The sequence below is a fragment of the Thiohalocapsa sp. genome (assembly GCF_019695415.1).
Taxonomy (GTDB): Bacteria; Pseudomonadota; Gammaproteobacteria; order Chromatiales; family Chromatiaceae; genus Thiohalocapsa.
The window spans coordinates 1,030-14,054 of the sequence record NZ_JAIFKJ010000159.1 but is presented as its reverse complement, the minus strand read 5'-3'; the positions used below and the strand labels follow the sequence as shown (position 1 = coordinate 14,054).

The window sequence follows — 13,025 nt, the reverse complement described above, 5'->3', positions numbered from 1 at the left end:
CGCACCCAGTACGGGCAAAGGTGCAAGCCAAAGCAAGAGCAGGAATGGAACAAAACGCGTCGGCATTCAGGGCAGCACGCGCGGCTTGGTTCTTCGCCACTGTCGGCGGGGGTGGGTGCCCGTCGAAGGCACTAAGCGGGTATTGTGCCCGCTTTCGCAGGGGCATGGTGCCGGTAGCGCCTGGGCATTACCGTCACCATTCTCGGCCCGACACCACGCTCCACTCGCCACCCGTTGATCCCGCCTTGATTCACCAATGACCGCTGAGACAGAAACCACATCCACAACCGCCCCACCGCCCGCCACTGCGGACAGACCAAACAGGCAGGTGCTCGCGGGCTATGCCGCCACTGTATTCATCAGCTCCGCGCTGCTGCTGGTGCTGGAGATCGTCGCCGGACGGCTGGTGGCGCCCTACGTCGGTGTCTCGCTGTACACCTGGACGTCCATTATCGGCGTGATCCTGGCGGGCCTGTCACTCGGCAACTGGCTCGGTGGCATCTGGGCCGATAACGGCGCCACCAGCCGGAGCGTCGGCTGGGTGCTCGCCGCCGGCGGCCTTTACTGCCTGCTGAGCATTGCCATCCTGAGCCCGCTGGGCGCAGCGGTACAGCAACAGGGCCTGACGCTTTTGAGCGCGAGCTTCGCCTTTGCGGCCGTGCTCTTTTTCATGCCGGCGGCGCTTATCGGCGTCGTTACCCCGCTGCTTACGACCCTGGCGCTGCGCCTGGACCCGCGTGCGGGTCACGTGGTGGGGCGCATGCACGCGCTGGCTGCCATCGGCAGTATCGCCGGCACCTTCGCCGCCGGTTATTGGCTGGTACAGAGCTTCGGCACGCGCGCCGTGGTGCTCGCGACTGGAGTCGCGCTGCTCGCCCTCGGCGCGCCGTTCCTGCGCCGCAGCGCCCGCCCGGCGCAGGCGCTGCTGCTCGTGGGCGTGCTGGCGGCAGTGCTGCTGGCCGTCCTGCGTGGCGGCCTCGTGTCGTCCTGCGACCGCGAGAGCGCCTACTTCTGCATCCGTGTCGTGGAGCGCCCCGACCTGGCGCCGCCCGACATGGCGCGCGGGCTGGTGCTGGACCACCTGCTCCACGGCATCAACCACATGACGGAGCCGGACCTGCTCATCGCCCCCTATGTGCATGGCTTGGACGAGCTTGCCTATGCGCACTTCCAAGGCGCCTATGACGACGGGCTAGCCTGGTTCTTCGCCGGCGGCGGCGCCTACAGCCAACCGCGGGCGGTGCAGGCGCTGAGCCCCGCCTCCAGCATTACCGTCGCCGAGCTGGACCCCATGGTGACCCTGACCGCCGCAGAATCCCTGGGGCTCGAGCCCGCAAGCATGACCATCGAGCACCGCGATGCCCGCCTCGCGCTTGCGGACACCGACCAAGCCTTCGATGTGGTTGTCGGCGACGTCTTCCACGACGTCGCTATCCCGTACCACCTGGTGACCCGTGAGTTCGCGACCCTGGTACGTGAGCGCCTCGCCCCCGACGGGCTCTACCTGATGAATGTCGTCGACGCCTTCCCGGACCCGCGGCTCATCAAGGCCATTGCCAAGACGCTGCGGACCGAGTTCCGGCACGTGGACATTTGGATGGATCAGGTGCCGAAGGATCCGCGCGTGACCTTCATCCTGAGCGCCAGCAATGGTCCGCGGCTGGCCAAGACCGTCCCCGCCCGCCGCGGCTTCCAGCGCGCCTGGAGCCGCATGACCGAGGACATCACGGCCTACGGGACGCCGCCCGAAGAGATTCCGCTGCTCACCGATGACTACGCCCCGGTGGAACGGCTCATTGCCGGGCTGCTGCTCGGCGAGGATGGCTGAGGCGTCACGAGCCGCAGGCGGCGTCTCCGTGTGCAACGGCCAGGCAAGCATTCAATATACCGTCCACGAATCTAGATCTAGTAGTTGCCGGTGAGGGCGGGGGCGAGCCACATGAGGACGGCGTTGGCGTCGGTCTCGGGCGCTGTTGCCGGGACGACGATGGTGCCGCCCTCGGCCTGCCAGCGCAGCGTGCTGCCGCCGGCCTCTTCGCTGGGCTCCCCCAGGCCGTTGCGCAGGGATTCGGTGAGCAGCCCGTGGTAATGCGGGCGATAATCCAGCCGCAGCGCCGTCAGGCGGCCGGCGCCGTAGTGCAGCAGGGTGCGACGCGCTGGCAGGCCGTTGAAGGAGGCGATCTCGGCGCCGCATACCTCGTCGCCCAGTGAGCTCTGGCGCTCCGCGCACTGAAAGTCCACCTTCGGAAACTGCTCTTCGATGTCCGCGTGGGTGACAGCGCCGCTCAGGCGGTCGTAGGCGATATTGAAGCTGGGCTTGCCCAGGATGTGCAGAATGAAGAGATCGCTGCGCCGTCGGCCGTCCTCCGTGAACATGAGCCAATAGAACGGCCCGACCACCACGGCCAACGCCAGCAGGAGCTTGTAGGTGCGGGGGAGCTTGAAGCGCATAGCCGCGCCATTCTAGCCCGGATAGCGCGACGCGCCAGCACCACTGCTCCTCGCGACTCGACCCTCAACCCTCGGCCCTCGCAACTCATACACACAGATGCCCAAAGCCGCCGACCCGACGAAAGCCCCGCCAACGCCGCAGAAGCAGTCGAGCCAGCACACCCCGATGATGCAGCAGTACCTGCGCATCAAGGCGGAGTACCCGGACATGCTGCTCTTCTATCGCATGGGGGACTTCTACGAGCTGTTCTTCGACGACGCGGAGCGGGCGGCAGGCCTACTGGACATCACGCTCACCAAGCGCGGCCAGTCCGCCGGCCAGCCCATCCCGATGGCCGGGGTGCCCTACCACGCCGCTGAGAGCTACCTGGCCAAGCTGGTGCGCGCAGGCGTCTCCGTGGCCATCTGTGAGCAGCTGGGGGACCCGGCGAAGAGCAAAGGGCCGGTGGAGCGAAAGGTGGTGCGGGTGGTCACACCAGGCACGCTCACCGACGAGGCCCTGCTGGACGACCGCCGGGAGAATCTCCTCTGCGCGGTGGCAGAGGCTGCCTCGGCGGATGACGATGAGCCACGCTTTGGGCTGGCGGTGCTGGAGCTCGCCGCCGGGCGCTTCACGGTACTGGAGCTCGCAGGGCTTTCCGCACTGGCGGCGGAGCTTGAACGCCTGAAGCCCGCGGAGCTGCTGCTCGCCGAGGCCAGCGACCTCCCCGAGCGGCTGCGCTTCGACGGCGGCATCGCGCGCCGCCAGCCGTGGCTGTTCGATGCCGACAGCGCCGAACATTTACTCTGCCGGCAGTTCGGCACCCGGGACCTTGCGGGCTTCGGCTGCGCGGATCTTCCGCTCGCCGTGGGCGCCGCCGGCTGTCTGCTGCAGTATGTGCAGGACACGCAGCAGAGCGAGCTGCCGCACCTGCGCGGGCTCGCCACCGAGCGGCGGGACGACGCGCTGATCCTGGACGCCGCCACCCGCCGCAACCTGGAGCTGCTGACGCCGCTGCGAACGGATGGTGAGCGTGCGGAGCAGCAGACCCTGGCCGCGGTCATGGACGCCACCTGCACCGCCATGGGCGCACGCCAGCTCCGGCGTTGGCTCGGCCGGCCGCTGCGCGACGCCGACGCCGTATGCGCCCGCCATGATGCCCTGGAGGCGCTGCTGACAGACGAGCTGCGCACGCCGTTGCGGGAGGAGCTTGCCGCCATCGCCGATATCGAGCGCATCGTCGCCCGCATCGCCATCGGCTCCGCCCGCCCGCGCGACCTGGCAGCACTGCGCGATGCGCTGGACCGACTCCCTGCGCTCCACTCGGGCTTGGCTCAAGCGCACCTCGCCGGCACCCAGCCTGCACTGCTGGCCGCGCTGGACGCCGATCTGGGCGAGCATCCGGCCACTGCAGACCTGCTCCGCTGCGCCCTCATCGAGTCGCCGCCGGCGCTGCTCCGCGACGGCGGCGTGCTGGCGCGAGGCTATTCCACGGAGCTGGACGAGCTTCGCGACCTCGCCGAGCACGGCGACCAATTCCTGCTGGAGCTGGAACGCCGCGAGCGCGAGCGCACCGGCATCGCCGCACTCAAGGTGAGCTACAACCGCGTGCACGGTTACTACATCGAGATCGGCCGCAGCCACGCCGACAAGGTGCCGGCAGACTACCAGCGCCGGCAGACCCTCAAGGGCGCAGAGCGCTACATCACCCCGGAGCTGAAGCGGTTCGAAGACCAGGTGCTCTCCGCCCGTGAGCGGGCGCTGGCGTTAGAGAAATCCCTGTATGAGGGGCTACTGGACGAGCTGCGGGAGTCCATCGAGGCACTCCAACGCCTGGCGCAGGCACTGGCGACCCTGGACGTGCTGACGGGCCTCGCCGAGCGGGCGGCGGCCCTGGACTGGCGCCGGCCCGAGCTTGTGGGCGCGACCGTCATCGACATCGCCGACGGGCGCCACCCGGTGGTGGAGCGGGTCCTCGCCGCCGGCGGCGGTGAGCCCTTCATTCCGAACCCGGTACACCTTGACGACACACAGCGCATGCTGGTGATCACAGGGCCCAACATGGGCGGCAAGTCCACCTTCATGCGCCAGACGGCGCTCATCGTGGTCATGGCCTACGCCGGGAGCTTCGTTCCGGCGGCGTCGGCGCACATCGGGCCGGTGGACCGGATCTTCTCGCGCATCGGTGCCGCAGACGACCTTGCCGGCGGGCGCTCAACCTTTATGGTCGAGATGGAAGAGACCGCCAATATTCTCAACAATGCCACGGAGCAGAGCCTGGTGCTCATGGACGAGATCGGCCGCGGCACCAGCACCTTCGACGGTCTTTCCCTGGCCTGGGCCTGCGCGGTGGAGCTGGCCACACGGGTGCGAGCGCTGACGCTGTTCGCCACCCATTACTTCGAGCTGACGGCCCTGCCGCAAGAGCACACTGGTATTGCTAACCTGCACCTGGACGCCGTCGAGCACGGTGAGCGCATCATCTTCCTTCACAGCGTGCGAGAAGGACCGGCGAACCAGAGCTACGGCCTGCAGGTCGCCGCCTTGGCGGGGGTGCCGCGGGCGGTCATCGAGCACGCCCGGGAGCGCCTGCGCATGCTGGAAGAAGACACCGCCGACCGCGCTGCAACGGACGGCGAGTCTGGCCCGACGCAGCTCAGCCTGTTCGCTCCGCCGGCACCCCACCCCGCGCTGACGGCACTGGAGACGCTGGACCCGGACGAGCTGACGCCGCGCTCGGCGCTGGAAGCGCTCTATCGATTGAAGGGGATGCTGTGACCCGGACCGCAGGGAGCGGCGCCAGGTGGCGGGCCTGCGCCGGACAACTGACGCACGGCCGCGCCCTCACAGCGTCGGCCGTCAGTGATGGGGTCAACGGGCGCTCGCACGCGCATGCGGCGCGTGCGAGCGTGCGCAGCGCCTCACTCAGTTCGCAGCGGTGCTTTGCTCCAGCAAGCCCGCAAGACGCTTCGGCTCCACATAGCCCGGCACCATCTCGCCCGAGTCCAGCACAATGGCCGGCGTACCGCGGATGCCCATCAGCTGGCCGAGCTCCATGTGCTGCGCAACCGGGTTGGTGCAGTCGCGCTTCGGCATCTTCTCACCCGCCTTGGCGCGGGTCATGGCGTCCTGGCGATCGTCCGCACACCACACCGAGACGGCCTTCTCGAAGGATTCCGACTTCTCACCGGCCCGGGGATAGAACAGGTAGTGCACGCTGATGCCGGCATCGTTGTAGGCCTGGATCTGCCCGTGCAGTTTGCGGCAGTAGCCGCAATCGATATCGGTAAACACGGTAATGGTGTGCTCGGGCGACGCGGCCTCGAAGGTCACCATGTTGTCTTCGCCGATCTGGTCGATGGCCCGCAGCCGCGCCCGAGATTGAGCACTCTCGGCGATGTTCTCACGAGTCTCGAGGTCGACAATGGCGCCGTCGATGAGGTAGCGCCCATCACCGGTCACGAACATCACCTGCGGGCCGATCTCTACCTCATAGAGCCCCTCCATCGGGGTCGCCTTGACGCTGGTGGGCTTGAAGTCCGGCAGCACCTTTGCGAGTGCGGCGCGGATGGTGGCGGCCTCGTCGGCCAAAACGACCGCGGACGCGGCGAGCGCGAGGGCGGTCAGGCTGGTCAGTACAACGCGTTTGATCATGCGGGTTGCCTCAGTGTTAATCGTATCTCGATGTGGTGGCCCGGTGCCGACAACGGCCGACCGCTACCGGTGGGTCAGTCCCGGAAATTGGTGAAATTGAGCGGGAGTTGCCAGTCCTCGCCCCTGAGCAGGGCGATGGTCTGTTGCAGGTCGTCACGCTTCTTGCCCGTGACGCGCAGCTGCTCGCCCTGGACCTGCGCCTGCACCTTGAGCTTCGCGGCCTTGACGGCCTTGACCATGCGCTTGGCGGTGTCGGCGTCGATCCCCTGCTTGAGACCGACTTCCTGCCGCGCGGCATTCAACGTGGTCACCGGCTCGCCCACGTCGAGCGCGGCCAGGTCGACTTTGCGCTTGACCAGCTTCTGCCGCAGGATGTCCATCATCTGCTGGAGTTGAAACTCCTGCTGCGCGTGGAGTTTCACGCTCCCGTCGCTGAGCTCGAAGCCTGCGTCAACGCCTTTGAAATCGAAGCGGGTTTCGATCTCCCGGTTGGCCTGGTCAACGGCGTTGCGCACCTCTTGCAGGTCGCATTCGGCAGTAACGTCGAAAGACGGCATAGGTCGTTCGGGTATTGTCGGGTTGGGTGTGGTGTGGGTCGGCGAAGGGGCGCGTATCACTCGCACCACGGGTCGACCCGGCCAAATCGCCCACGATAGTGTAAAGGCCGCCAAAGGTCCACCTGCGTTGCCCGCGGCGCCGGGCGCGTGGCCCGCTGAAGTCATTCCCGGCGCCTCACCCGCGCGGGTGATGCCGCTCATGCAGCTGTTTGAGCCGCTCGCGCGCCACATGGGTGTAGATCTGCGTGGTGGAGAGATCGCTGTGACCGAGCAGCATCTGCACCACGCGCAGGTCCGCGCCATGGTTCAACAGATGGGTCGCGAAGGCGTGCCGGAGCGTGTGCGGCGACAAGGGCTTGACGATGCCTGCCGCCACCGCATAGCGCTTGACGAGCTGCCAGAAGGCCTGGCGCGTCATGCAGGCACTGCGGGCCGTGGGGAACAGGTACTCGCTGCGCCGCCCGCCCAGGATGGCGCTTCGACTGCCACGCGCGAACTCCGCAAGCCAGCGGCTCGCCTCCTCCCCCAACGGCACGAGCCGCTCCTTATCGCCCTTGCCACTGATGCGCACCACACCCTGGTTCAGATTCACCGCCTGCGGGCGCAGGGTGACCAGCTCGCTCACCCGCAGCCCGCTGGCATACAGCACCTCCAGCATGGTGCGATCGCGATGACCGCGGGGATCTTGGGTGTCCGGCGCCGTCAGCAGCCGCTCCACCTCGGCCTCGGTCAGCGTCTTGGGCAGGGGCCGGCCAAGCCGCGGCGCCTCCACCCGGGCGGACGGGTCCTCACCGATGCGTCCCACCCGCAGAAGATGGCCGTAGAACTGCCGCAGGCACGACAGCAGCCGGGCGGTCGACCTGGGCTTACGGCCCTGCTGCGAAAGGAGTGCGAGATAATCCAGCACGTCCAGGCGCTCGGCCTCGCAGGCACCGCGCCCGCGCTCGGCAGCGAGCCAGCGCAAAAAGGCGGAGAGGTCCGAGCGATAGGCGGCCAAGGTGTTGTCGCTCAAGCCCCGCTCCAGCCACAACGCATCGGTGAAGGACTCCACCAGCTCCACCTCGAAGCCCCTGTCGTCCGTGGCCTTCATGGGGCGCGGCGGGCGGGATGCCCCTCATGCGCTAACAGCCGGCGCTTGATCTCCAACAGTCGGCCGTCGCGGTCACCGGCGAAGCCGCCGAGTCCGGTGCGGGCGACCACCCGATGACAGGGCACCACCAATGGGCAGGGATTGGCGCGGCAGGCGCCACCGACGGCCCGGGCGGCGGAGCCGAGCGCCTGCGCCAGCTCACCATAGGTGCGCGTTGCGCCAGGCGGTATGGCGGCGATGGCCTGCCAGACCCGGCGCTGGAAGTCCGTGCCGCGGCAACGGGTCGGCAGGGCGATGTGCCGGGACGGATCATCGAAGTAGGCCGCAACGGGCGCTGCGAGCCAATCCGGCGCCGCCGGCGCATCCACCTGCTCGGCTGCGAGCACCACGCGCTCCAGCGCACCCACCTGCGGCGACCCGCGCCAATGCAGCGCGATACGCCCCACGGGCGTATCGAGCACCGTGACTGCCGGCGCGTCCGAGTCGCCGTGCACCGGCCGTACCCGGCTGCGATCGAGCGGCATTGTGACCTCCAGCGACGCCAACGACAGCCCCCGTTATACTGCGCGTGATACCGATCCGCCAGCCACCACCTCACGGCGCGCCCGAAGCCCCAGCCATGCCCGATGCGACGCAAGATTGCCCAACCCCCTTTTGGGAGGCCAAGCGGCTCGCGGAGATGTCCGCGGCCCAGTGGGAATCCCTCTGCGACGGCTGCGGCAAGTGCTGTCTCGAGAAGTACGAGGACGAGGACACCGGCGCCATTCACTACACCAATGTCGCCTGCCGACTCCTCGACTGCCACGCCTGCCGCTGCACGGACTACGCCCATCGCGCAGCGCGGGTGGCGGACTGCATCACCCTGACCCCGGCACACCTGGCCGACTCGAGCTGGCTGCCGGAGACCTGCGCATACCGCCGGCTGGCCGAGGGGCGAGGCCTGCCGGATTGGCACCATCTGATCTGCGGCGACCCGGAGGCCGTGCACCGCGCCGGCGCCAGCGCCCGCGGCCGTGTCGTGCCGGAGCAGACCGTGGACGATCCCCTGATGCACCTCGTGGACTGGGTGCGCTGACGGCCGCCCCATTGCTGCACCACTGAGCTCGTCCATGTCTATCCCCAAGCTCGTTCTCGCCTCCACGTCACCCTTCCGGCGCGCGCTGCTCGAGCGCCTGGGGCTCCCATTCGAGACGGCGTCACCGAGCGTGAACGAGGCACCCGCACCCGGAGAGCGAGCCGAGCGGCTGGTGGTGCGCCTCGCCGAGGCCAAGGCACGCGCCGTCGCGGCAGCCTACCCCGAAGCGCTCATTATCGGCTCGGACCAAGTCGCCGCGCTCGACGGGGCGGGATCAGAGCAGATACTGGGCAAGCCCGGCACGCGCGAGCGGGCTGTCGAGCAGCTCACACGGGTGAGCGGACGCACCGTGGTCTTCCACACAGGTCTTTCCCTGCTGCGGGCCGGCACTGGCCATGCCGAGACCATCTGCGAGCCCTTCAAGGTGCATTTCCGCACCCTCACACCGGCCCAGATCGCCGACTATGTGGACCGGGAGCAGCCCTTCGCCTGCGCCGGCAGCTTCAAATCGGAGGGGCTCGGCATCGCGTTGTTCCGCCGTCTGGAGGGCGAGGACCCCAACGCGCTCATTGGGCTGCCGCTGATCCGCCTCGTGGACATGCTGGCCGCGGCGGGTGTCGAGGTGCTGGGGACGAGAGACTAGCCCACTCTGCGGCCCAAGGCGTTTGCAGATGCGGCTACCTGTTCGAGGCCACCTCATATCCCAGCGGCCGGCAGGACCAAGGGCAGAGGCGCAGTTGCTGCCGGCGGTGTGGGCATCCGGTACTCCGCCCTCCGCCCTGACCAATAGTAAACAAATCTCGCACCCACGACCCCGCTCACTCATCGGCCTGCGGCATCGGCTCGCGAGAGGCTGCCCGCCCTCAGCGCAGCGCCGGCAGCCCCTGCCCGGTACCGATCTCCAACCCGCTCGCGACCAGGCCGCGGGCCAGTCCGGCGCCGAAGCGCTCTGTCAGCCGCTCGAGCAGCGTACGCTCGGTGCTGTATTTGACGATCTCCTCGGCGCCGACCAGCTCGCGCGCGACGTAGCTGCTGGAGCCGATGCCGTCGCTGAGGCCCAGGTCGACGCTCTCCTGCCCGGTCCAGAATAGGCCGCTGAAGAGCTCGTCACCGCCCGTCAGCTTGTCGCCGCGGCCGGTCTTCACGGCCTCGATGAACTGGCCGTGGATATTGTCCAGCAGGCTTTGCAGGAAGGCCCGGTCCTGCTCGGGCAGGGGCGAGAAGGGGTCGAGGATGGCCTTGTGCTCGCCGGCGGTGAGCAGCCGGCGCTGAATGCCGAGCTCTTCCATTGCCTGCTGGAAGCCGAAGCTGTCCAGGCGTACCCCGATGGAGCCGATGAGCGTGGCCTTGTCCACGTAGATCTCATCCGCGGCGGCTGCGATGTAGTAGGCACCGGAGGCGCAGGCGTCCACGCCGACAGCATAGACCTTTTTGTCCGGATGCTCTTCGCGCAGACGCCGGATCTCGTCAAAGACGTACCCTGCCTGCACCGGGCTGCCCCCGGGGCTGTTGATGCGCAGAATGACGGCCTTCGCGTGATCCGCCTCGAAGGCCTTGCGCAGGGCGGTGATGATGCGGTCCGCACTCGCGTCGGTCTCCGGGGCGATGAGCCCGTTCACCTCGATCAGCGCCGTGTGCTCCATGCCGGCAGTCAGCGACTCGCCGAAGCCGTCGGCATAGTAGGTGGCCACCAGCAGCAGCAAATAGGCCAGGATGCCCATGCGGAAAATGACGCCCCAGCGCCGCGAGCGGCGCTGCTCGCGCAGGAACTCCGCGGCCATGCGGTTGATGAGCGCCCGTTCCCACTCCGGGTCGTCGGGCGCCGGCATGGACTCGTCGCGGCTCGGGTCGCGGTGTTTCCAGAACTTGAGAAAGTCGAGCTTCATGGCGTCTCGTCGTGGATTGTGTGAGCGCCGGCGGCAGCGGCAAGCCAGCCCGGCAGCGCGTCGATAGCCGACAGACAGGCGAGCGGCTCCAGTGCGAGGAGCCGCTCTGGTGCATGCGCGCCGTAGCAGACGGCGAGCGCGTCCACGCCGGCGTTCCTGGCCGTCAGCAGATCGTATTCCGTGTCGCCGATCATCAGCGCACGCGAGGCATGGACGCCCAGCTCGTCCAGCAGTTCCAAGAGCATCTGCGGATGCGGCTTGGAGAAGGTCTCGTCCGCTGAGCGCGTGGCGTGGAAGTGTGCGACGAGGCCGCTCTCGCCGAGCGCCCGGTCCAAGCCGATGCGGCTCTTGCCGGTGGCCACTGCCAGCAGGTAGCCCTGCGCCCGCAGCCCAGCCACCACGTCTGCGGCGCCCGCAAAGAGCGGCGTCGGCGTGTCGTCCAGCTCCAGGTAATGGGCGCGGTAACGCGCGATAAGCCGGGCCAGCATGGCCTCATCGGCATCCGGTGCCAGCTGCGCCACGGCATGGGAGAGACCGAGACCAATGACGTTGCGGGCGGCGGCCGGCGCGGGCGGGGCCAGGCCCAGCTCCTGAAACGCGGCCCGCATGCTCGCGACAATGCGCGCCGCCGAGTCCATCAAGGTACCGTCCCAGTCGAAGACCAAGAGCTCATAACGCATGGGCGCGCTCCTCTGCGCGTTGAATGACCGCCGCCAGCTCCGCAGGCAGCGGTGCGGTGACTGTGATGGGCGCCGCGTCCTCCTGCGGGCGAAAGCGCAACGCCGCCGCGTGCAGGAAGAGTCGCGTAAGACCCAGCTCTCGGGCCGTTGCCCGATGCTCGGAGCGGCCGTATTTGTCGTCTCCCGCCACCGGCGCGCCGATGGCCGCCGCATGCACGCGGATCTGATGCGTACGGCCTGTGTGTAGCTCCACGTCCACGAGCGTTAAACCGCCGTAGGCCGCAACCCGCCGGAAGACGGTAAGCGCCGGCTTGCCCGCGTGCACGTCCACCTGCACCATGCGCTCGCCGCCCTGGAGCTGGTTCTTAGCAAGCGGCAGATCCACCCGCTGCTCGCGCCGGGCGAGGGTACCGAGCAGCAATGCCTGGTAGCGTTTGTCCACGGCGCCGTCACGCAGCTGCGCATGCAGGAACCTGAGCGCGCTGCGCCGCTTGGCGATGAGCAGACAGCCGGATGTCTCGCGGTCCAACCGGTGCACAAGCTCCAGATCCTGCCTCGGCCGCGCGGCGCGCATGGCCTCGATGACACCGTGGCCTATGCCGCTGCCGCCATGCACCGCCACGCCGGCGGGTTTGTCGAGTACCAGCAGCCGGTCGTCTTCGAAGAGAATGCGCGCGGTGAGCGAAGCGGTCAGCCCTGCGGGCGGCCTGGCCTCGGGTGACCTCGGCGCCGTGCGCACCGGCGGAATGCGCACGTCGTCGCCAGCCCGAAGGCGCTGGTGCGGCTTTGCCCGCCCTTTGTTTACGCGGACTTCGCCGCGGCGCAGGAGCCGATAGACGAGCGAGCGCGGCACACCCTTGAGCTGCGTGAGCAGAAAGTTGTCCACGCGCTGGCCTGCGGCCCCCGCAGCCACGCGCACATGGCGAACGCTGGGCGGGCTGTCCGGCAACCGCGCCTGCGCTCGCCCGGGACTGGGATCGGTCAATTGCTGACCCTCGGAAACCTTGCTAACCTTAGGAACTTATGCCAGCCCGCCGGTCAAGGGCGGCTGCGACTTCGCCTGGGTAAGGTCCCGGCGGCGCCGTGTCGGCGGCGGCCAACCGTTGCCGGCATGAACCCATGGCCCGTACATGACTTCAGGGCCTCGGGGCGGCGCGAAAGCCACGGCCACCGCGGCTTGGGCGGCAGATCCGGCTTGGTACCCCATGGTACACCGACCCAGAGCTGAGACCTAAGCGCTGAGACCTAAGCGCTGAGACGCTGTGACCGATGCGCTGGGAGCAAGCCCTGGCACGCAGCCGTCCGGCGCAGCGCCGGTGCTCGAAGCCTGGGGCTCGGCCCAGCGGCCCGCTATCGACGCCTTGCAGCGCGCAGACGTCGCCGCGAACGGGACCGGTCGATCCGGGCAGCCATCCGCCGGCAAAAGAGATTTCGCGGACGCCGTCAGCCTCGGCGTCCGAACCGGCGCCCGGCCCCTCCAGCCGGGCGCACGAATTGAACATAGGCGCGTGCCCGCCGCTCGCCTGGCCGCCAACCACCGACGCAGCATGCGTTGCGGCGGCCGCGATCCGCGGGCCCGTCGGGATGGGGAGCCGACTGCGGGCGGGACCACAGGCGCCGGCCCGGGGGGCGGGCCCAAAACCGTTCACCGA

The 13,025-nt window shown here is 68.6% G+C and carries 12 protein-coding genes; 4 read left to right on the top strand and 8 right to left on the bottom strand.

All coding sequences use genetic code 11. The annotated features are described in order from the left end of the window. Positions 1–328 precede the first annotated feature (328 nt). Positions 329–1,828, top strand: a complete 1,500-nt coding sequence (locus I6U14_RS04230) for a fused MFS/spermidine synthase (RefSeq protein WP_296897121.1) — start codon at positions 329–331, stop codon at positions 1,826–1,828. A gap of 77 nt (positions 1,829–1,905) precedes the next feature. Here the strand turns inward: I6U14_RS04230 and I6U14_RS04225 are convergent, their stop codons facing one another. Continuing rightward, positions 1,906–2,451, bottom strand: a complete 546-nt coding sequence (locus I6U14_RS04225) for a hypothetical protein (RefSeq protein WP_296897119.1) — start codon at positions 2,449–2,451, stop codon at positions 1,906–1,908. A 97-nt stretch (positions 2,452–2,548) separates the two neighbouring features. On the opposite strand from I6U14_RS04225, the gene mutS reads away from it, so the two are divergent. Further along, positions 2,549–5,209 (top strand): DNA mismatch repair protein MutS, encoded by a 2,661-nt coding sequence (gene mutS, locus I6U14_RS04220; protein WP_296897117.1) that lies wholly within the window; start codon positions 2,549–2,551, stop codon positions 5,207–5,209. 147 nt (positions 5,210–5,356) lie between these two features. On the opposite strand, the gene I6U14_RS04215 is transcribed toward mutS, so the two are convergent. The 4 genes from I6U14_RS04215 to I6U14_RS04200 all read right to left on the bottom strand — a co-directional run bounded on the left by I6U14_RS04215 (position 5,357) and on the right by I6U14_RS04200 (position 8,256). Continuing rightward, positions 5,357–6,085 carry a DsbC family protein gene (locus I6U14_RS04215; RefSeq protein WP_296897116.1) on the bottom strand — a complete coding sequence of 243 codons (729 nt, stop codon included), beginning with the start codon at positions 6,083–6,085 and terminating at the stop codon, positions 5,357–5,359. A gap of 74 nt (positions 6,086–6,159) precedes the next feature. Next, positions 6,160–6,642: a YajQ family cyclic di-GMP-binding protein gene (locus I6U14_RS04210; protein WP_296897123.1), complete on the bottom strand. Its 483-nt coding sequence runs from the start codon at positions 6,640–6,642 to the stop codon at positions 6,160–6,162. Positions 6,643–6,817: 175 nt separating this feature from the next. After that, a complete protein-coding gene (xerD, locus tag I6U14_RS04205; protein ID WP_296897115.1) occupies positions 6,818–7,732 on the bottom strand; it encodes a site-specific tyrosine recombinase XerD in 915 nt (304 codons plus the stop codon). Then, positions 7,729–8,256: a methylated-DNA--[protein]-cysteine S-methyltransferase gene (locus I6U14_RS04200; protein WP_296897114.1), complete on the bottom strand. Its 528-nt coding sequence runs from the start codon at positions 8,254–8,256 to the stop codon at positions 7,729–7,731. Before I6U14_RS04200 ends, xerD begins: the two co-directional genes overlap by 4 nt. 95 nt (positions 8,257–8,351) lie before the next feature. On the opposite strand from I6U14_RS04200, the gene I6U14_RS04195 reads away from it, so the two are divergent. Together I6U14_RS04195 and I6U14_RS04190 are read left to right on the top strand one after the other, a co-directional pair. Next, the gene (locus tag I6U14_RS04195) at positions 8,352–8,807 is read left to right on the top strand and encodes a YcgN family cysteine cluster protein (RefSeq protein WP_296897113.1); all 456 of its coding nucleotides are present in this window, start codon (positions 8,352–8,354) and stop codon (positions 8,805–8,807) included. A gap of 34 nt (positions 8,808–8,841) precedes the next feature. Continuing rightward, positions 8,842–9,450: a nucleoside triphosphate pyrophosphatase gene (locus I6U14_RS04190; protein WP_296897112.1), complete on the top strand. Its 609-nt coding sequence runs from the start codon at positions 8,842–8,844 to the stop codon at positions 9,448–9,450. A gap of 220 nt (positions 9,451–9,670) precedes the next feature. On the opposite strand, the gene I6U14_RS04185 is transcribed toward I6U14_RS04190, so the two are convergent. Genes I6U14_RS04185 through I6U14_RS04175 form a run of 3 tightly spaced genes read right to left on the bottom strand, consistent with a single transcriptional unit; the run spans position 9,671 to position 12,358 of the window. Continuing rightward, positions 9,671–10,693 carry a S49 family peptidase gene (locus I6U14_RS04185; RefSeq protein ID WP_296897110.1) on the bottom strand — a complete coding sequence of 341 codons (1,023 nt, stop codon included), beginning with the start codon at positions 10,691–10,693 and terminating at the stop codon, positions 9,671–9,673. Further along, a complete protein-coding gene (locus I6U14_RS04180; protein WP_296897108.1) occupies positions 10,690–11,373 on the bottom strand; it encodes an HAD-IA family hydrolase in 684 nt (227 codons plus the stop codon). The genes I6U14_RS04185 and I6U14_RS04180 overlap by 4 nt, the downstream gene beginning before the upstream one ends. Next, the gene (locus tag I6U14_RS04175; RefSeq protein WP_296897106.1) at positions 11,363–12,358 is read right to left on the bottom strand and encodes an RluA family pseudouridine synthase; all 996 of its coding nucleotides are present in this window, start codon (positions 12,356–12,358) and stop codon (positions 11,363–11,365) included. The genes I6U14_RS04180 and I6U14_RS04175 overlap by 11 nt, the downstream gene beginning before the upstream one ends. Positions 12,359–13,025: the final 667 nt, after the last annotated feature.

What these genes read in the sequence shown, in the direction of transcription:
- mutS (WP_296897117.1), top strand. Translation starts at nt 2,549, where the DNA reads ATGCCCAAAGCCGCCGACCCGACGAAAGCCCCGCCAACGCCGCAGAAG.
- I6U14_RS04195 (WP_296897113.1), top strand. Translation starts at nt 8,352, where the DNA reads ATGCCCGATGCGACGCAAGATTGCCCAACCCCCTTTTGGGAGGCCAAG.
- I6U14_RS04200 (WP_296897114.1), bottom strand. Translation starts at nt 8,256, where the DNA reads ATGCCGCTCGATCGCAGCCGGGTACGGCCGGTGCACGGCGACTCGGAC.
- xerD (WP_296897115.1), bottom strand. Translation starts at nt 7,732, where the DNA reads ATGAAGGCCACGGACGACAGGGGCTTCGAGGTGGAGCTGGTGGAGTCC.
- I6U14_RS04180 (WP_296897108.1), bottom strand. Translation starts at nt 11,373, where the DNA reads ATGCGTTATGAGCTCTTGGTCTTCGACTGGGACGGTACCTTGATGGAC.
- I6U14_RS04185 (WP_296897110.1), bottom strand. Translation starts at nt 10,693, where the DNA reads ATGAAGCTCGACTTTCTCAAGTTCTGGAAACACCGCGACCCGAGCCGC.
- I6U14_RS04225 (WP_296897119.1), bottom strand. Translation starts at nt 2,451, where the DNA reads ATGCGCTTCAAGCTCCCCCGCACCTACAAGCTCCTGCTGGCGTTGGCC.
- I6U14_RS04190 (WP_296897112.1), top strand. Translation starts at nt 8,842, where the DNA reads ATGTCTATCCCCAAGCTCGTTCTCGCCTCCACGTCACCCTTCCGGCGC.
- I6U14_RS04210 (WP_296897123.1), bottom strand. Translation starts at nt 6,642, where the DNA reads ATGCCGTCTTTCGACGTTACTGCCGAATGCGACCTGCAAGAGGTGCGC.
- I6U14_RS04215 (WP_296897116.1), bottom strand. Translation starts at nt 6,085, where the DNA reads ATGATCAAACGCGTTGTACTGACCAGCCTGACCGCCCTCGCGCTCGCC.